The organism is Spirulina major PCC 6313 (genome assembly GCF_001890765.1).
GTDB classification, from domain to species: Bacteria; Cyanobacteriota; Cyanobacteriia; order Cyanobacteriales; family Spirulinaceae; genus Spirulina; species Spirulina major.
This window is the reverse complement of record NZ_KV878783.1, coordinates 419,497-439,603: the sequence shown is the minus strand read 5'-3', so window position 1 is coordinate 439,603 and position 20,107 is coordinate 419,497. Positions and strand designations below refer to the sequence as shown.

At 54.6% G+C, this 20,107-nt stretch carries 11 protein-coding genes; 7 read left to right on the top strand and 4 right to left on the bottom strand.

Annotation, left to right across the window (positions count from 1 at the left end; genetic code table 11):
- The first annotated feature begins 14 nt into the window (after positions 1–14).
- Positions 15–932 (top strand): glucosamine kinase nucleotide-binding domain-containing protein, encoded by a 918-nt coding sequence (locus SPI6313_RS02115; RefSeq protein ID WP_072619505.1) that lies wholly within the window; start codon positions 15–17, stop codon positions 930–932.
- On the opposite strand, the gene SPI6313_RS02110 is transcribed toward SPI6313_RS02115, so the two are convergent.
- Together SPI6313_RS02110 and psb28 are read right to left on the bottom strand one after the other, a co-directional pair.
- Positions 868–1,398 (bottom strand): MogA/MoaB family molybdenum cofactor biosynthesis protein, encoded by a 531-nt coding sequence (locus tag SPI6313_RS02110; RefSeq protein WP_072622959.1) that lies wholly within the window; start codon positions 1,396–1,398, stop codon positions 868–870. The two genes, SPI6313_RS02115 and SPI6313_RS02110, sit on opposite strands and share 65 nt — an antisense overlap.
- A gap of 206 nt (positions 1,399–1,604) precedes the next feature.
- The gene (psb28, locus tag SPI6313_RS02105) at positions 1,605–1,949 is read right to left on the bottom strand and encodes a photosystem II reaction center protein Psb28 (protein WP_072619504.1); all 345 of its coding nucleotides are present in this window, start codon (positions 1,947–1,949) and stop codon (positions 1,605–1,607) included.
- Between the two features lie 550 nt (positions 1,950–2,499).
- Between psb28 and SPI6313_RS02095 the strand changes: the two genes are divergently transcribed.
- Positions 2,500–3,969 carry a bifunctional orotidine-5'-phosphate decarboxylase/orotate phosphoribosyltransferase gene (locus tag SPI6313_RS02095; protein ID WP_072619502.1) on the top strand — a complete coding sequence of 490 codons (1,470 nt, stop codon included), beginning with the start codon at positions 2,500–2,502 and terminating at the stop codon, positions 3,967–3,969.
- A 43-nt stretch (positions 3,970–4,012) separates the two neighbouring features.
- Positions 4,013–4,690, top strand: coding sequence for a deoxyribose-phosphate aldolase (gene deoC / locus SPI6313_RS02090; RefSeq protein WP_072619501.1), 678 nt, complete (start codon positions 4,013–4,015; stop codon positions 4,688–4,690).
- Between the two features lie 464 nt (positions 4,691–5,154).
- On the opposite strand, the gene SPI6313_RS02085 is transcribed toward deoC, so the two are convergent.
- Positions 5,155–7,242 carry a S8 family serine peptidase gene (locus SPI6313_RS02085; RefSeq protein ID WP_072619500.1) on the bottom strand — a complete coding sequence of 696 codons (2,088 nt, stop codon included), beginning with the start codon at positions 7,240–7,242 and terminating at the stop codon, positions 5,155–5,157.
- A 167-nt stretch (positions 7,243–7,409) separates the two neighbouring features.
- Between SPI6313_RS02085 and SPI6313_RS02080 the strand changes: the two genes are divergently transcribed.
- Together SPI6313_RS02080 and SPI6313_RS02075 are read left to right on the top strand one after the other, a co-directional pair.
- Positions 7,410–7,784: a response regulator gene (locus tag SPI6313_RS02080; RefSeq protein ID WP_072619499.1), complete on the top strand. Its 375-nt coding sequence runs from the start codon at positions 7,410–7,412 to the stop codon at positions 7,782–7,784.
- 157 nt (positions 7,785–7,941) lie between these two features.
- Positions 7,942–10,299 (top strand): GumC family protein, encoded by a 2,358-nt coding sequence (locus tag SPI6313_RS02075; protein WP_072619498.1) that lies wholly within the window; start codon positions 7,942–7,944, stop codon positions 10,297–10,299.
- A 78-nt stretch (positions 10,300–10,377) separates the two neighbouring features.
- Here the strand turns inward: SPI6313_RS02075 and ppsA are convergent, their stop codons facing one another.
- Positions 10,378–12,876 carry a phosphoenolpyruvate synthase gene (gene ppsA / locus SPI6313_RS02070; RefSeq protein ID WP_072619497.1) on the bottom strand — a complete coding sequence of 833 codons (2,499 nt, stop codon included), beginning with the start codon at positions 12,874–12,876 and terminating at the stop codon, positions 10,378–10,380.
- Between the two features lie 1,121 nt (positions 12,877–13,997).
- Here ppsA and SPI6313_RS02065 point away from each other — a divergent pair.
- Both SPI6313_RS02065 and SPI6313_RS02060 read left to right on the top strand, forming a co-directional pair.
- Positions 13,998–15,986 (top strand): ATP-binding protein, encoded by a 1,989-nt coding sequence (locus SPI6313_RS02065; protein ID WP_072619496.1) that lies wholly within the window; start codon positions 13,998–14,000, stop codon positions 15,984–15,986.
- Positions 15,987–16,144: 158 nt separating this feature from the next.
- Complete coding sequence (locus SPI6313_RS02060) at positions 16,145–20,092, top strand: CHAT domain-containing protein (RefSeq protein ID WP_072619495.1); 3,948 nt, start codon at positions 16,145–16,147, stop codon at positions 20,090–20,092.
- The last annotated feature ends 15 nt before the right edge of the window (positions 20,093–20,107 follow it).

The window sequence follows — 20,107 nt, the reverse complement described above, 5'->3', positions numbered from 1 at the left end:
CATTGTAAAGGAATATGGCTGATCGGGTGGTAGGTCGGGAGCTATTTGTGGGCATTGATGGGGGCGCAACGAAAACCATCGCCCGCGTTGAAAATGCCCAGGGTCAACTGTTGGGGGTCGGGAAAGCTGGCCCGGCGAATATTCGCCTTGATCCGGTGGGGGCGTGGCGGTCGATTCGGGCAGCGATCGCCCAGGCCTTAGCGGAGTTTGCCATTCCCTCGGAGGTGGCAGGCTATCGCTGGTATGGGGGGGCAGGCTTGGCGGGAACCCAGGTCCCGGCGGCCTGCGATCGCTTTCTCGCCCTCGGTCATCGCTTCACCCGGCTGCACCTCCATTCCGATGGTTATATTTCCTGCCTAGGGGCCCATCGGGGCCAAGATGGCGCGGTGATTGCGATCGGAACGGGGGTAGTGGCCTATCAAATTGAGGGCGAACGGGTGACGCGGGTCAGCGGCTGGGGGTTTCCCCAGGGGGATGAGGGCAGCGGCGCATGGCTGGGGCTGGCGGCGATTCAGCACACATTGCAATGGTGGGATGGTCGCCGGGCGGTGACCCCGCTGATTCGGGGCGTGATGGCACGGTTTGACCAAGACGGCGATCGCCTCATTCTCTGGGCCAATGGGGCGGGGTCGCAACAGTTTGCCGAACTGGCCCCGGTGGTGATCACGGCGGCGGCAGCGGGGGATGAAAGTGCGATCGCCCTGATGACCGCAGCGGGGCAGGAAATCGAAAAAATTTGGCGGGCCTTGGTGGCGAAACAACAGCAGCCCCTTCCCTGTAGTCTCCTCGGCGGCCTGGCTTCCTCCCTGGAACCGTATCTAGGGGATGAGATGCGATCGCACCTCGTCCCGCCCCAGGCCGATGCGGCTACGGGGGCGGTACTGTTGGCGCGGCAGGAAAATCTGGGCGCAACTGGGTCAGCAAATGATTAAGTTCCGGCAAAATTAAGCGCTCCATCGCCAACCGTACCCCGTTGCTTGAACCCGGCAGGGCAAACACCCAGGTTTGGTGATAGACTCCCGCGATCGCCCGTGATGCCATCGCCCGCGACCCAATCTCCTCAAAACTCAACATCCGAAACAATTCCCCAAACCCCGGCAACGTCGGCTGGAGCAGAGCCGCGATCGCCTCATAGGTGGTGTCGCGGGGCGCGATCCCCGTCCCCCCCGACGTGATCACCAGATCAATTGCCGGATCTTGCCCCCACTGTTCAAGGTGGTGACGAATCTGGGCCGGGTCATCGGGGCAAAGGGCGTAGGCGGCCACGGTGTGGTAAGCCTGATCGAGCAGACTTTGTAACAATTGACCACTGCGATCGGTGGCGATCGTGCGCGTATCACTCACCGTCAAAACCGCACAACGAGCCGTAATGATCCGGGAATCAGGATGGGGGTGCATGGTGAAACATGAAGAATTGCATCGAAATGTGGCCCGTTTGAATCTCAAGCGATCGCCGTTGCGTCCCCGTGCTACCTGGAGCAGGGCGATCAACTCCCAGGCCGAGCGGCTCCCGCTAATCCATAACAGGCAAGGATCGACCGATCCGGAGAGGGGGCGAGGGTCATGGAGCCAGATCGCACCGGAGTCCTGGCGGTGCAATGGGATTAGTCGTTCCGATTCAGTTCTAAGCCCGCAGACTCAGCATAGCGATTCATGAAGCGAATAAACCGCTCCCATTCTGCGGCGGTTTGCATGATGAGCACGGCTTCAATCCCGGCGGCTTGGCCATTGACGAAGCGAGCGTTCACCTCCCGCGTCATCAGTTCCCCTTCGTCATCGATCAAGTACATCCCCGTGATGTCATTGGCGATGCTGTTGTCCATCAGGGCTTTGGGTTCTTGAAAGTAGAAGGTCGCGGTGCCGCTGTTGCCACTTTTGGAGCGGGTGACGCGCACATCGGGAACGGCTTCTTCGGTAATTCCTCGGGCAAATTCGATATAGGCTGTCATGCGTTTAAGGTTTAAGCTTTGTGAGCTTAATTATAAAGTCCCGTTACCCTCCACCCAACTACTACTGCCGATGCATAACGTGCAAATGTTGACCGAGCCTGTGTTTGATCCCCCTGATCAGGGCAGCGAGCTAGTTAGTCAGGGCAGCGAGCTAGTTAGTCAAGGCAGCGAGCTAGTTAGTCAAGGTAGCGAGCTAGAAGCTCGCACTCCAAAGGATTCTAGGTAGGGTAGTGTGAGCCTCTGGCTCACTCCTGTCAAATCCAGACTCGCAACTTGGGTGATATGTCAGTATTTGATCCCCCTGGTCAAGGCAGCGAGCTAGTTAGTCAAGGCAGCGAGCTAGTTAGTCAAGGCAGCGAGCTAGAAGCTCGCACTCCAAAGGATTCTAGGCAGGGTAGTGTGAGCCTCTGGCTCACTCCTGTCAAATCCAGACTCTGCTCCACCGATAGAACCTAGGTCGTACTATAAAAAGGATGAGGTGTCCTTGTTGGCGATTATTTTTTGATCAGCGAGAGCCTTTCATGTTTTCAACCATTGTCAGCCCCACACCATGAGCTTTTTAACCAAACTGGATGCTGCCTGCGATCGCAACAATAGCATTCTCGTGTTGGGGCTTGACCCCAATCCTGAAATGCTCCCGGCCCAATATGCCGCGAGCCATAGCCAACTCACCGATGAACTCGGCGATTGGCTCAATCACTTAATCTCAGCCACAGTGGATCACGTCTGTGCCTATAAACCCAGTTTCGGCTTCTATCAATCCTTGGGTGCGCCGGGGATTGAACTCCTTGAACAGGTGTTGCTGTCGATTCCGTCCCATATTCCAATCATTTTGGATGTGAAGCATAGCGACCTCAACAGCAGTAGCTTTTTAGCTCGCACCCTCTTTGAACAATGGCAAGTGGATGCGGTCACCCTCACCCCATTTGCTGGCCATGACCAGGCCGCGCCCTTTTTGGTCTATCCCGATAAAGCGGCCTTTATGGTCTGTCGCACCTCGAATCCGGGGGCGATCGCGATCCAAGATTACCCGATGCCCGATGCGCCCCTGTATCTGCATCTGGTGACGGAAGTGTCCGCCTGGGGGCCGCCGGAGCAGGTGTGTTTAGAAATTGGCACGAGTAACCCGGAAGTTTTAGCCAAGGTGCGCAACCTGGCCCCCGAACGCTTAATCCTGGCTCGGAGTATTTGGGAGCATCAAGAAAGCCTGGCGGCGATTATTAACGCGGGGTTAAACGCTAACGGGAGCGGTCTGCTGTTGCCTGTGCCCCAAGACTATCTCAGTTACGACGATCCGGTAACCGCGATCGCCGCCCTCAACCAAGAAATTAACCACCACTGTTACCAACACCAGCAAAATCAACCCCACCACCACTGTCAACTCTGGACTACGAACGTTTGCCTCCTAGAACAACACCCCCAGCAAGACCTGATTTTGCAACTGTTTGACCTCGAATGTATTTTGTTTGGAGACTATGTCCAAGCGTCGGGGGCGACGTTTTCCTACTACATTGATCTGCGGAAGGTCATTTCCAATCCCCAAGTCTTTCACCAAATGCTCAACGCCTATGCGGAACTGCTCACACCCCTCACCTTTGACCGCATTGCTGGCCTGCCCTACGGGGCATTGCCCACCGCAACGGGGTTATCGATGATCCTGGGCCGACCGATGATTTTCCCGCGCAAGGAAGTGAAAGCCCACGGGACGCGGCGGGTGATTGAAGGGCATTTTGAGCCGGGGGAAACGGTGGTGGTGGTTGATGATGTGCTGATCAGCGGCAAGAGTGCGATCGAAGGTACGGAAAAACTGACCTCTGCCGGGCTGGTGGTCAATGATATTGTGGTGTTTATTGACCATGAGCAGGGTGTGTCGGATCGGATCGCCGCTGCTGGCTACCGGACCCATGCGGTCTTAACTCTGTCGGATATTACGGAAACCCTCTATGCGGCGGCTCGGATCGATGAAGATCAGTATCAAGCCCTGACCCATGCTGAACAAAAAGACATCACCGTGATCTGATGTTTGGCGATCGCGCTTCCCATTTCTCTCCTGAAAATACCCCATGGACCCCGCTGAAATTGACCTCGCCCGCTACCTTGACCATGCTATTTTGCACCCTACCGCCACCCTCGACGAGGTGAAAGCGGGCTGCCAAGTGGCCAACCGCTACAATCTGCCCGCTGTTTGTGTCTATCCCCACGCAGTGCGTACCGCCACAGAATTGCTGCACAATCAACGCCCCCAAGTCTGTGCCGTGATTGGTTTTCCCAGCGGCGCGAGCACTACGGCCACCAAACTCTACGAAGCCCAAGAAGCCGTTAGCCATGGCGCGACGGAATTAGATGTGGTGATTAATCTGGGGTGGGTGAAGGCAGGGAATGCGAATGCGATCGCCCAGGAAATCGCCCAAATTGTCGAAGAAACGGGACAACCGATTAAAACGATTTTGGAGATGGGCCTGTTAACCCCAGAGGAGCAACGTTTGGCGGCGACGGTTTGCCTCGATGCGGGGGCGGCGTTTTTAAAAACGAGCACGGGCTGGTTTGGGGGGGCGACGGTGGAACAGGTGAGCCTGTTGCGGGAGGTGACGCGGGGCAGTGCGGGGATTAAGGCATCGGGGGGAATTCGTACCGCTGATGATGCGATCGCGCTGATTCTGGCCGGAGCCACCCGTCTGGGTACGTCCCGCAGTGCTGAGTTAATTAAACAACGGGAAAACCAAGGCAGAACCCCAGGCTGATCCTCGTGCAGAGTCAACAATAGCTCAATGGGACGGTGCGTTACGCTGCGCTAACAGCACCCTACTGGCGGGCAAGATGGGGATAATGAGCAGCGGGCAAGATGGGAATAACAAGCAGCGGGCAAGATGCCCGCACTCCTTAAATCCTTGGATATGACTGGAGTGGGAGCGTCTCGCTCCCTAGCGGTTCAATCGCGTCTCGCTCTACTGGCGGGCAAGATGGGGATAACAAGCAGCGGGCAAGATGGGGATAACAAGCAGCGGGCAAGATGGGGATAACAAGCAGCGGGCAAGATGCCCGCACTCCTTAAATCCTTGGATGTGACTGGAGTGGGAGCGTCTCGCTCCCTAGCGGTTCAATCGCGTTTCGCTCCGGTTCAATCGCGTCTAGTAACTCCGTAGGGTGGGTTAGGCGGCTTAAACCCCTGCCATCACTGCAATCCGTCCATCCGCCGTAACCCACCTTAGGGTGCGAGAATGTCGAGATCTAAGCCCCAGCCTTGGAGCGTGCCGGTATCGCCCAAGACGCGATCGATGACCCACAGTTGCCAAGTCCCTTGGGCGGGTTGTTGGAGGAAGGATTGCAGGACGGGGGCGATCGCAGGGGTATAGGTACGTTTTAGGTGGGTGAGGCTGCCGAGGGTGCGCCCTTGGAGTAAGACCGTGATGCCGTGGGGACTGCGGAGTTTGATTTCCAGATCACCGAGAAACTCATGGACCAGATCAATGGTGATGGTGAGGGCAGCGATCGCGCCCGCTTGGGACACTTCCAAACTACTCAACAGACCCTGGGGATTATGGTCGGGAATCGGGGCGGCGGTACTGCTGCGGCGGGAAATTTTCTGCCGGGTGGGGACGGGGGTATTGCGTTGGGGCAGGCGGCGCTGGGCTTCCTTAACTGCTGCGTAGGCGTTCACCTTGCCGTAGCCGAACCATTGGGAATGGCCTTTGCTGTCATAGGTTCCCAACTGTAACCCCAGTTGCGGATCGCGATCGCGATCCACAATCTTATCCGCCGTCTGTTGCAACACCTCCTTCACCTCCACCGCCGTTAAATTAGGATTCGCCGACAGCACCAACGCCGCCACCCCCGCCACCACCGGACAAGCACTAGAAGTCCCGCCAAAATCACGGGTAAAATCGCCCCGGTCATAGCCCAAACTTCCCAGTTGATCCGTCGTAAAAATCCCCAACCCCGGCAAGCGGTAGTTAATCGTCGGGGCGGTTTGGGCGAAGCCGGTTTTCGGGAACCACATCCCCGGCGGCGCGTTATTACTGGGCGCACAGACGGAAATATGCGTCCCCCAATTGCTGTAGCTGGACTTGGTGCCGAGGCTGGTGCAGGCGGACACGGTGATCACATCGGGATGGGTTCCAAAGCCACTGAGCCAATCCGTCGGCCCGCTGAGGAGATCATTGGGCCAACCCCGTTCGTAGATCGTGCCTTGTACCGGGCGATTGGCATTTCCGGCGGCAAACACCACCACGCAGCCCTTACCGCCTCGGCCCTCGGTGGCGGCGCGGTGAATCACGGCCCGTTGCCGCAGGGAAAGGGGAAAATGCACCGAAGCCGCGCCCCAACTACAGGAAATGACGCTGGCTCCTTTATCGATCGCCCAATTAAACAGGCTTTCAATGGAACGGTCATCCAGGTAGCCGGTGGTGCGCAGGGGCATCAGGGCACAGCCGGGAGCGACCCCAACGACCCCCTGGCCGTTTTCTTCAGCGACGGCGACCCCAGCGCAGGCGGTGCCGTGGCTTTCTTGGGTGTTGGTGGGGAGGGGGGCAAAGTCGCGATCGCGAAAATCATAGGGGGCGACAATCTTGCCTGCGCCTTGAAAATCAGGGTGGTTGATGTCAATGGCATCATCCATAATCGCCACGACGACCGATCGCGTCCCCCGTTGTAGATCCCATGCCTTTTCGCAGTCAAGATGGGAGGTGGGGGCCAGTTGATGGCCCCCGTTGTGGTTTAAGTACCATTGCTGGTCGTAGTGGGTATCTTGGGGGCGATAGAAGGATTCGCGCAGAAAGATAATATTGGGTTCAGCCGTCAGCACGGCAGTATGGGCCATGAGCCGATTGGCGACCTTGATCGGGTTTTCGGTGGCGGCGGGGGTGAGGTGATAGATATAGGTGTCGGGAATCCCGGCGAGGGGGCGATCGCACTCTAACCCCAGGGGCTGCGTCAAGGCCTTCTGTTCCGTCTCCCTCAGACCGGCGGCAAACTGCACCGTCAACTCCTCCGTCAAATAGGCCAAGGTTTCGGGGCTGTTTTGCAACTGATACACATGGCTAGCAAAGGTGACCGAGTCCGACTGCCGAGCAGCGGTCATGGCGGTTTCTAAGCTGGCCGGAGCGATGATGAATTCCCACAGGGCCGTTTGGGGCAACAGATGGCGATTGAGACGGCTAAGGCTATCCGGGAGTGGGGCATCGGGGGCGGTGAGTTGCACGGTGAAGCGATCGCCCACCTTGAGCAACATTAATTCTTCCCCGCCCCGTTGGAGCGTCAACCCTATCGTTGTTTCCGGAACCCCAGCATCGGTCATGGTCTTACTTGAGCCTCAAGAGCGTTGAAGGTGACGATAACAGCAATCCTAGAAGATTCGCGGCAATCTTCCAAGCATTCCCGCCACACAGCCCAGGGGAATTTCGCCCAGACTCGCTACACTAAAACACGACCCATCCCTACATAGACTGTGACCCTAAATTTACGATGAAGCGGCGAATTCTTCTCATTGACGATGATGCAGATGTTAGAAGCGTTGTTAAATTATGCCTGGAAATGAGCCAAGACTGGTTTGTCCAAGCGGCCAGTTCTGGGATGGAAGGATGCGCGATCGCTGCCCACCATCCCTTTGATGCGATTTTGCTCGATGTGATGATGCCCGATCTCGATGGCATCGCCACCCTGGAACGTCTGCGCCAACAGCCCCAAACCCAAACCGTCCCGGTTATTTTCCTCACCGCCAAAGACCCCACCGAATACGAGGTCTTCCAAGGCTATGACGTGCAAGGCGTGCTGTCAAAGCTGATCGAACCGCTCCAATTCGCTGCACAGGTGGCGACCCTTCTAGACTGGCCGCTTTGAACAATCCCTCAATGCCCTTGGGATCATCACAAAGATGGGGGGAGATCGGAGGGCGATCGCACCTCCAGCCCTTTGGTCTTAGGCAGCTTCAAAAGGGATGTGGCACAATTGAAAAAATTCTGAGAGTCTTACCTCAGCAGCCCAGCGGAAACTCAATATGCACGTTGGACCCATTCCACAATCATCAGCTTCGGATCACCATAATATTAAACTCCCTGAAGATGAAGGGGGGCTAGAACTCGGCCGGGTTATTGAAGCTCTGTATCGGCAGATTTTTCTGATCGCGGGCTTAACTTTTCTAATGGCCGGAGCCGGCACGTACAAAGCCGTCACCGATCGCCCGATCTATGCGTCAAAGTTTGAAATACTCACCGAACCCGTGACCGTAGAAACCCAGGTTATTTCTTCCGTTGCCGATAGTGTGAGCGCCAACGAAGCCGATACCTTCACCCTCGATGAAACCAAAATCAAAGTCCTGCGCAGCCCCGAAGTGCTAGATCCGGCGGTGGAAATCCTCCAACGCGACTACCCAGAACTCACCTACGACCTGCTGAAATATGGTCTGGGGATTAAAGCCAGTCAAACTAATGTGCTTGAGGTGTCCTTTCAAAACCCCAATCAAGCCCTGGTGGCTGATCTGTTGTCCACGGTGTCTGAGGTGTATCTCAACTACAGTTTGAACGAGCGCAAGGCCGATATTCAGCAGGGGCTTGATTTTGTGGACGACCAATTGCCCGAACTCAACGCCCAGGTCGAAGAGTTACAAGAACGACTGCAAGCCCTACGCCAACGGTATAACCTCATTGACCCCACCACCACCGGGGAACAGTTGTCCACCCAAATCAGCACAGTTCAAGAACAGCAACTAGAGACCCAGATTCAACGGAATGAAATTCTCGCCCTGCGGGATGAACTGCGGGACGAACTCGCCACCCAATCGCCGGAAAATGTCTCGTCATCGGCTCTCAAAAATAATCCTCACTATCAAGCATTGCTGAATCAACTGCAGACCCTTGATAGTCAAATTGCGCGGGATTCGGTGTTATTACTCGAAGCAAGTCCTGAAATAAAATTGCTCAATGAGCAGCGCGATCGCCTCCTGCCCCTCCTCGCCCAAGAAGTGCAGCGCACGATCCGAGAACTGGACACCCAAATCCAAGAAATCGAGCGTCGCGATGTCGCCTTAGGCGGCACGCTGAATCAGTTTCAAGACCGAGTGAAGGAGCTGTCGGTGGTGAATCGTTCGTTCACAGATATTGAACGGGAACTGCAAATTGCGACGGAAAACCTCAACCAATTTCTCACCAAACGGGAGGCACTGCGCATTGAAATCGCCCAACGCCAAGTGCCGTGGCGACTCCTCGAACCCGTGGCAGAGCCGAAACCCTCCACCGCGAGCGCGGCCCGTAATTTAGTGTTGGGGGCGATCGTTGGTTTCATGCTCGGCTGTGGGGCAGCCTTGGCCCTAGATAGCCTCAGTAATGTGCTCCATACCCCGAAGGAAGTGAAAAAAATCACCCAGTTATCTCTATTGGGGATTATTCCGCGCAAACGGGATTTAAGCGATTTTGCACCAGCGGTGGATCTTGCGCCGTTTTCCTTGACCCATGCCTATGTAGAGCAGACTGCCGCCCAGGATAATGTGCTGGACTTGCCGACGGTAGCGGGATCATGGCTTGACCCGGTGCGGGATCTCCTGGGGTGGGGCTTAAAGGGAACACCCTTTGCGCATTTGGTGCAGTCTAATGGCACTCATGAGGTAGAAGCTTCGAGCCGTTCGGTGTTTAGTGAGGCGTTTCATGCGTTGGCGGCGAATGTGCGACTGTTGGATGCGGATGATCCGGTGCGGGCGGTGGTGATTTCGTCGGCGACGGCGGGGGAAGGGAAGACGACGATCGCAGCCTATCTGGCCCAGGCGGTGGCGCGGATGAATCGGCGGGTGTTGGTGGTGGATACGGATTTGCGCCGTCCGCAAATTCATCAGCGGTTGGGCTTGGTGAATGGGGATGGTTTAACGGATGTGCTGTCGGGGGATCTCTTGGCGGAGGATGCGATTCAGGCTTCGGTGTTGGATGAGAATTTATTTGTGCTGACGGCGGGGATGTTGCCGCCCGACCCGATTCGCTTGATTTCGTCCCAGAAGATGCAGGAGTTGATGCGATCGCTGCGGGAGCAGTTTGATTTGGTGATCTATGATGCGCCACCCTTGGCGGGTCTGGCCGATGCTCATTTGTTGGCTGCCCATAGTGATGGTTTGCTGTTGGTGGCGGGCTTGGGCACGGTGAAACGGTCGGCGTTGGAACAGTCGCTCTATGAGTTGGCGGTGGCGAATACGCCGGTATTGGGGGCGATCGCTAATCTCGCGAAGGAAGCGGGGGTGAGCTATCCGAGCCAAGGGGGCGATCGCAACGTCACCCCGCCCCCATCCCCTCCATCCCCCAGCGCCAAGGAACTCGCCCCGATGGGCAGCACCACCTCAGCCGCTAAAAAATTAATTCCCCCGTCGAAGTCATGAAGAAACCCCACGAACTGGGTCGGTTCGTGGGGATCGTTCTCTCAAGGAGGACAACTTAAACACCTGGGAGCATTGCGATTAGGCTTGGGTTTTTTCCACCTCCGCCACCATCAACATCGTTTTGAGCACAGAATCCGGGTTCAGGCTGATCGAGTCGATGCCGAGTTCGACCAGGAATTGGGCGAATTCAGGGTAATCACTCGGCGCTTGACCACAGATGCCGATCTTGCGACCGGTGGCTTTGGCAGTGGCGATCGCTTCTTTAACCATTCGTTTCACGCCTTCATTGCGTTCATCGAACAGGTGCGCCACCAAGGACGAATCCCGATCCAAGCCCAAGGTGAGTTGCGTCAAGTCATTCGACCCAATCGAGAAGCCATCAAACACCTCGGCAAACTGATCCGCCAAGATCACATTACTGGGCAACTCGCACATCACATAGACTTGCAAGCCATTGATGCCCCGTTTTAGGCCTTGTTTGCCCATTTCCGCCAAGACGCGCTGGCCTTCTTCAGGAGTACGGCAGAACGGCACCATCGGGATCACGTTGGTTAACCCCATGTCATCACGTACCCGTTTGAAGGCTTGGCATTCGAGGGCGTAGGCTTCGCGGTAGTTGGGGTCGTAGTAACGCGACGCACCCCGCCAGCCGATCATCGGATTTTCCTCATGGGGTTCAAACTGACGACCGCCGAGGAGGTTGGCGTATTCATTGGATTTGAAATCCGACATCCGCACGATCACCGGTTTGGGATAGAACGCCGCTGCGATCGTGCCAATCCCCCGCGCCAATTTATCGACGAAGAATTCCGGTTTGCGATCGTAGCCTTGGGTGAGGCGATCGATTTCGGCTTTGACGAGGTCATCTTCGAGTTCGTCGTATTTAATCAACGCCATCGGGTGGGCTTTGATGTTGTTGGCGATGATGAATTCCAACCGAGCCAAGCCAACCCCCGCCGCCGGAATCCCCGCTAAGGAGAACGCTTGTTCCGGGTTGCCGATATTCATCAAGATTTGGGTGCGGGTCGTGGGCAAGTTGTCGAGATGGGTTTTATGCACCTCAAAGGGCAGCAGACCTTGGTAGACCCGGCCTTCTTCCCCTTCACAACAGGACACCGTCACCTCTTGACCACTCTTGACCAATTCCGTCGCATCACCGCAACCAACGATCGCAGGAATGCCCATTTCCCGCGCAATAATCGCCGCGTGACAGGTGCGCCCGCCTTGGTTGGTGACGATCGCACTCGCCTGTTTCATAATCGGTTCCCAATCCGGGTCGGTGCGGTTGGTGATCAACACTTCACCCGATTTGAACTGGTTAATATTCGAGACGTTATGAATGACGCGGGCCTTGCCTTGCCCGATCGCTGCCCCCACACTGCGCCCCACGGTAAGCACCGCGCCGTGATCCTTGAGTTCATAACTTTCGAGGATGTTCGCCGCTTTTTGGGATTGCACCGTTTCCGGGCGAGCTTGAACGATGAAGAGTTCACCGGTGCAGCCATCTTTCGCCCATTCAATATCCATGGGGGTATATTGGCCACGCACTGCGGAATAGTGGTCTTCAATTTGCACCGCCCATTTCGCCAGTTGCAGAATTTCCCCATCGGAAATACAGAACTTTTGCCGTTCGGGTTCGGGCACTTCCACGTTTTTCGTCAGTTTGGAACCGCCCACATCGTAGACCATCTTGATCGCTTTGGTGCCGAGGCGTTTTTCCAGGATCGGAGTAAAACCATCTTTGAGGGTGGGTTTAAACACCAAGTATTCATCGGGGTTGACCGCACCTTGCACCACGTTTTCCCCTAACCCATAGGCAGCGGTGATCAGGGCGGCATTTTTAAAGCCGGTTTCCGTGTCGATGGAGAACATCACGCCGGAGGTTGCCACGTCGGAACGCACCATTTTTTGCACCCCCACGGAAAGGGCGACGGTGAAGTGATCAAAGCCGTTGTGTTGGCGGTAGGAAATGGCGCGATCGGTGAAGAGGGAGGCGAAGCATTTGTGGCAGGCTTCGAGGACACCTTTCACACTTTGGACGTTGAGGTAGGTTTCCTGTTGACCGGCGAAACTGGCTTCGGGGAGGTCTTCGGCGGTGGCACTCGATCGCACCGCCACATCGGTATCTTGGGTTTGACTGACGCAGATATCGCGATATTCGGGGTCGAAGCGTTCACAGAGGGACGGACTGCAACCATAGCGTTGGCAGAGTTTGCTATAGGCGAGGGCGATCGCATCTTGCAAGTCTTGGGGGAACGGCGTATGAAGAATCAACGTCCGCGCCTGTTTGCCCCGTTCTTGCAAGTTCCGCATATCGTTGACATCCAGGTCAGAAAACAAGCGCCGTAACTGCGTTTCTAAACCCGCTTGCTTGATGTAGTAGCGATAGGCATAGGCCGTGGTGGCAAAACCGGTAGGCACGTTCACGCCTTTGGGTTGCAACTGTTGGATCATTTCACCCAACGATGAGTTTTTACCGCCGACTAAGCCGACATCTGCGGTACCGACTTCATCAAACCAGAGAATCAGAGCTTGATCGCGGGAGGCTTGGGGGACTTGGTCTACAGAATGTACCATAACAACTCCTGACAGGAATGGTGAGTGAATGAAGATTATTGGGGTTGCAATGATCGTCTCAAAACAGACGAAGAATCCCACAATTGCAGTCTGAGCAGGTCAGACCCAATCTGTCACAACCCCGATGGAACTCGAAATAGCGATCGCTGCCTAGCTCCAGCAGAACCAATCCAACTATTTCAAGTAATGGGTTAATTTGAGTATTCGTAAACTAAAAAATTACAACAGAGAGAACGAAAACGAGTCTGGTGACCAGCCAAACTTGAGCAGATAGCAACATATCAGGTTGCGATCGCAACTCAACGAATCACACCAGAATCCATCGAAACAAGCAGAACATCCCAAGAATGTTGAAGCGGATTCTGGACTGCGGATCATACCCAGCGATCGCTAAAGTGCAACATTTAAAACCAATCGTTGCATTCGACCGAACGGTGCGATCAACGCGAATATCATCGAAAAATGCTGAAACGAGTTGTCACAAATAAACTCCTTCTACGCATGGGTACCATAGACCAGCAGAACCGAAATGAAGACTGACCCTTATTTGAAAATAATTTCTGTTCTTTTGGCTACATATTCAGTGTAAAACTGAACCCTAACCTTGATCACCTAGTGTTTGGAATTTGTTACGTTTGGCAAAATTAAATGACACGAAACGTTACAGCTTGTTCACCCGTGGCTTAACCCATTGTCCTCACCCCCAATTCCCCTAGCCCACGGAGCGAGTCTTGGGTTGAGAGGCGTGAGCCAGAGGCTGACACTACCCTACCTGGAATCCAATGTCGTGCGAGCGTCTCGCTCGCTACCCTGATGGAGAGAGGGATCAAGGGCAGACTAGGTCAACAGTGAAAAGTTGTGGATAAGCAGTAGCCCAAAGCGCACAGTCTCAAAAATGAGGACAGCCTAATTGAGGCACATCCCCCCACTCCCTAGCTCCTGCTTCTCACGAGAATTAGGACTGTTGGCAAATTCTTCGATTATCTCTCTTCATGAAACAATTTGAGTATTATTTCTAATCTTGAAAAGACTTATCCATTATGCTTGAATTTACCACATTTCAGGGTTCATGAATTAACGTAGATAGAGTGAGCTAATCATTGTGGCTGAACCAAGGTTTAATGTTTGTCGATTCATTATTGCACCCTGCCCCTCCAACTTTTGCGCCTGATTGCTCCGTAGCAGAGGCGATCGCAACCATGCATCAATTACATCACCCATTACTCTGGGTAACCACGCCTGAACACCAACTGATTGGGATGATTTCCGAGCGGATCATTCTAGAGTGGCTACTACAACAGCCCGATATGACAGCGATCGCCACCACCCCCGTTGCCGCGCTTATGGCCAAGCCCCCGCCAGCCTTGACTGCCACCGAAGCCCAAACCCCCGCTGCCCTCGCCCGCTGGTTCAGCACCCACGATCTCCCCAGTGTGCCGATTGTAGACGCAGCCTCTCGACTCACGAGCATCATTCCCCAGAACGCCCTGTTTGCCCTGATTCAAGATAATGTGCCAGCGGAATCCGCCAACACCACAATGCTTTTGTGGTCTGAGGAGTCCAACCAATGGGCCACGGCAGATCTCAAACTCTACCAACAAATCCAAGCCCTAGAACTTCAGATTCATCATCAAAGCCACGCCTTGCAACAGAGCACAACAAAACTACAGGCCCTGGTCAATGTGCTACCAGATTTATTGATTCACATGAATCGGGAAGGCATTATTTTAGATGTGGTGAATAGTAGCAGTCTTGAACTCGTGTGTCCCATCCAGCAATTAAAGGGAAAAACTCCCCATGAAGTTCTTCCATTAGAGGCAGCGGAGGAGCGACTTTTCTACATTCATCGAGCCTTGGACACAGGCGAAATGCAAAGGTATGACTATAGCCTGCAACTACCATCGGGAAAAGTTTGTCATGAAGAAGCGCAGATTGTTGTGTGCGGTGATGATGAAGTTTTGATAATTATTCGGGATGTGAGCGATCGCGTTCGCGATCGCAATATTCTCGCCCAAGAGCGGGCTTTTTTGCAATGTTTGATGGATTCCATCCCCGACTTGATTTTTTACAAGGATCGAGAGAGCCGCTATTTAGGCTGTAATCAAGCCTTTGCCGACTATTTGAATCACCCAAAAGACAAGATTTTGAACTGTGTTGACCAAGACTTTTTTTCGGATGCCACGGCTCAACGATTCCAAGAACGAGATCAACAGGTTTTACAAACGCGAACGACCCAACATTATGAAGAATGGGCAATATATCGCGATAACACACATACACAATTGTTACTAGACATCATCAAAACGCCTTTTATGGACAAAAATGGTGATGTTTTAGGTATTATTGGCATCGGTCGAAACATCACCGATCGTAAGCGTGACGAACAAAATATGCTCAATGCGATCGCGAAAGAAAAAGAACTCCTTGACCTTAAATCTGAATTTATCACCATCGCATCCCATGAGTTTCGCACCCCCTTAACGGTGATCATCGCAGCGACAAAACTGATGCACCAGTTTGAGCATCGCTTCAATGCGGAGCAACGGCGGGAACAATACGAGCGAATTTTACGCAATAGTCAGCGGATTCTATCTCTCCTTGAGGATATTTTAGTCTTTAGCCAAGCCGATGCTGATGCCTTGAATGCTGTGCCTCAGTGTTTCAATGTTAAAGAATTTTGCGAAACTATTAGTCGCGATCTTTTGAGTTTAATTCGTGAGACTCCTCCGTTCATACTGCAATTTGATGGCTCTGTTTATGCCCCCGTCGATCAAGGCCTTTTACGCCATATCTTGGTGAATTTGATGAGTAATGCGTTTAAATATGCGACTAATCATCAGCCAGTGACGCTAACTGTAACGATCACTGAGCATCATTTACAACTGGTTATTTCAGACCAAGGAATTGGGATTCCTCCTGAGGCGATACCTCATTTATTTGAACCGTTTCACCGGGCCAAAAATGTTGGTGATATTCCGGGGACAGGGTTAGGATTGGCGATCGTCAAGCGAGCTGTAGATTTGCATCACGGCACGATTAGCTGTGAAAGCCATCTCAACCAAGGCACAACGTTTACCGTCTGTTTGCCCCTCAATCCACCGTTGCTGTGATGGAGATGTGCAAAGAATAGTGAGGGTATCCTGCTGTTCGTTTGGTGCAGACTTACAATTTTCGTAGACACATCTGGTCTACTTGTGAATTGAACGTGAACTGAATGGATCAGAAGAGAGTGACATCGTTGTGTTGCTAGTTGTTATCGGGACTTTTCATGGACGCGAATCTATCCCTAATCGATTTACGATCGCACCTCAGACCCTGGTTGATCGCGTCGTTGGGACTGGCGATCGCGCTCCCCTTGCCCGTTGCCGCCCAGACGATCACCGCGACTCCAGACGGGACGGGGACGGTGGTGCAGCAGAACGGGCAAACCTACCAAATCCTGGGGGGAACCCAAGCCGGGGCGAATCTGTTCCATAGTTTTCAGCGGCTGGGGTTGGATGCGGGGGCGATCGCGCAATTTCTCAGCACCAGTGAGATCACAAATATTTTGGGGCGCGTCACTGGAGGCGAACTGTCCCGCATTGATGGCCTGCTGCAAGTGGTGGGCAGTGGTGCGAATTTATATCTGCTCAATCCGGCGGGGATTGTGTTTGGGGCGGGGGCGCGGCTGGATGTGCCGGGGAGTTTTACCGCGACGACGGCGGATCGGATCGGGTTTGCGGGGGGTTGGTTTAACGCGACGGGGACGAATGATTACGGGGCGTTGACGGGAAATCCCAAGCAATTTTCCTTTTTGCAGACGGAACCGGGGGGCATTGTTAACCTGGGAACCCTAAGCGCACCGGGGACTGTGCAACTTTTGGGGGGGACGGTGGCGAACCAAGGCGCGATCGCCGGCCAGCAGGTGACGATCGCGGCAGTGCCGGGAACGAGTCGGGTGCGCTTGTCGGAGCCGGGGATGTTGTTGAGTGTGGAACTGGAGCGGGATGCGATCGCGGCTTCAGGGCTGATTCGATCGGTGGATATGGCGCAATGGCTGACGGGTGCAGCGGGGACGGTGGAGAATACGGGCCAGATTCGCGGCCAAACCGTTGATCTGATGGCTGCCACGCGGGTTTCAACCCTCGATCCTGAGTTGATCATCACGGAGGATGGCTATTATCCCACCGTGGCCCTATTTCCGGAAAAGTTGGGTGATCCTTGGGCGGTGTCAATGATTGATGTACGGGTGGATGATCCCTACGCACTGCTATACGGGGGAACGGCGGGCACGATTAGCCGCATGGTGGGGCGCGATCGCTCTGGCCTCGATGCCGTCCAAACCACCCTCAATCGCGTTCCTGACCCGGTGGATCAACTCAACCTGGTCACGGAAGGCAATCAGGGCAATATTTGGCTGGGCGATACCTGGATCACGGCGGCCAATGTGGGGGACTATCACGCTCAGTTACAGCAATGGGGGGAAGCGTTGACCCCGGAAGCGAGTTTGTTGTTGTATAGCTGTTTTACGGCCTTGGGGGCGACGGGTGAAGCCTTTGTCAATGCGATCGCAACGTCCACAGGAACAGCGATCGCGGCTTCGACCAATGCCACCGGCAGCGCCAACTATGGCGGTGATTGGAACTTGGAGTATCAAACCCAACCGATCCAACCCCGCACCCCCTTCCGCGCCGACACCCTCACCACCTGGGACGGCAAACTCGCCACCCAAACCGTCACCACCCTCGCCAACACCGGCACGGGTTCCTTACGTGACATCATCGATAATGTCGCCGCATCGGGGGATTCCATCGTCTTTGGTGTAGCCGGAACCATCATCCTTGACTTTCCCTTTGTCGGTGCTGATGCCAGCTCCCTGATCATCGAAGACAGAACGCTCACCATTGATGGCGGCAATCAAATTACCCTCGACGGCAACCAACAAAATTCGATTTTTGATCTCAGCAGTAGCAATCTAACCCTCCAAAACATCACGCTCCAAAACGCTAGGATTGTCGGCGCTCAGTCTGGCGGGGGTGTCCGCCTGCGCAACAATAGCACGCTGATTTTGGAAAATTCGCAAATTGCCAACAATACTGTGGCCCAGCAAGGCGGGGGGATTTTTGGTGATGCAACATCGGTGATGACTGTGCGGAATAGTGCGATCGCCAATAATATTGCGGTGGGAAATGGCGGGGGGATTATCTCGGAAAACACCGCCGCCAATGCCGTCACGATCATTAATTCCACCCTGAACAACAACCGCAGCAATGCCAGCGGCGGCGGACTCTCAGCCCAAAATGCCACACTGATCAATAGCACCCTCTCCGGTAATGTTGCGACCAGCGGCGGCGGCGCATCCGTCACCAATAATTTCACCGTCCGCAACAGCACGATCGCCTTCAATCAAGCCACTGCCGCTGGGGGTGGGATTTATCTCGACAATGCCGCCGCTGTTCTCACCGCCACCAACTCGATTATTTCGCAAAATATCGCTCCCGTCGGCGCAGACTTAGCCCTCACACCGGCCATCTTTGCCCAAAGCACGATCGAATCTAACTTAATTGGTTTGGCATCAGGAGCCGGGGCATTCTCCAACACAAACTTAATCGGAATCAACCCCCTCCTTGGCCCCCTACAAAACAACGGCGGCCCCACCCAAACCCACGCCCTCCCCGCCAATAGTCCCGCCCTCGATGCCGGGAACAACGATTTAACTACGGTCACAACGGATCAGTTAGGCAATCCACGAATTAGTAATAGCCGCGTTGATCTGGGGGCGTTTGAATTGCAAGTGACCCCGACCCCGCCCCCTGCCCCCCTCCCGTCCGCCCCGCAACCCGATGGGTGTCCGCCCTACTGTGAGGATCAAGATGCAGAGCGGCTGATTAATCCTGACATGCTGACCTCTGAACCGAGCGAGGGGACCAGTTTACTCGATCCGGTGGTGGAGGAATTGGATAGTAAGGTGAGCCAAGACTATGCCGGGTATTACAATTTGGGTGAGGTCAGCGCTCCGAGTTTAGGTGAGATTCAGGCAACGCTACAAACCATTGCCGCCGCCACGGGGCAAGATCCGGCGGTGGTGTATTTCACCTTTACGCCCATAGCGGTTGATGACAGTGATGCCGATGTGATGGCGCGATCGCTCCTAGCCAGTACGCGCCTAGCGGGGCTTGGGCCGGAATTGGCCCCGATGGCGGCTCAAAACCGATCGCAATCGGATGAGTTGCAGTTGGTGGTGGTGACGGCGACGGGAGAACCGATTTTTAAACGGGTGCGAGGGGTGACGCGATCGCAAGTCCTTGCGATCACTCGTCGGTTGACCCGGAGCATTACCCGTCAGGACAATGCCTATTGGTCAGCCGCCCAGCAGTTAAATGAATGGTTGATCGCGCCCTTGGAGGCGGATTTGAATGATCGCGGCATTGATAACCTGGCGATTATTGCCGATGCGGGACTGCGATCGCTGCCCTTTGCCGCTCTTTATGATGGCGAAACCTTCCTCGTCGAACGCTACAGCCTGGGGTTAATGCCCAGCGTTTCCCTCACCAATACTGATTATCAAAACATTCAAAACAGCGACGTGCTCGCCATGGGAGCGTCCCACTTTGACGGCTTGGCAGACCTCCCCGCTGTCCCCCTAGAACTTGAATTGATCACCACGTCCCAAGGCGGCGAAATGTTTTTAAATGATGCCTTTACCATGCAGAACCTGCGCCAGCATCGTCAAGACTATCAAGTCGTTCATTTAGGAACCCATGGCGAATTTCAAGGGGGCACGGCGCAAAATTCTTTCCTGGCGATGGGGCGCGATCGCATCACCCTCGATCAAATCCGTACCCTCGGCTTTAACAATCCGCCCCTAGAACTCCTCGTGTTGAGTGCCTGCCAAACTGCCTTAGGAGATGAATCCGCAGAATTAGGGTTTGGTGGTTTGGCCGTGCAGGCCGGGGCTAAATCCGTGTTGGGGAGTTTGTGGTATGTCAGTGATGCCGGAACCCTCGGCATGATGAGCCAATTTTACCCGCAACTGCACCAAGCCCCCATCAAAGCCGAAGCCCTCCGCCAAACCCAATTAGCCATGCTCAACGGTGACATTATCTTCCGCGACGGTACTCTGATCAGCGGCGATCGCATCATCCCCTTAACCCCACAACTTGCCGCACTGGGCGATGTGGACTTTACCCATCCGTTTTATTGGAGTGCCTTCACCCTGATTGGTAGCCCGTGGTAGATGCTGTGATTGATT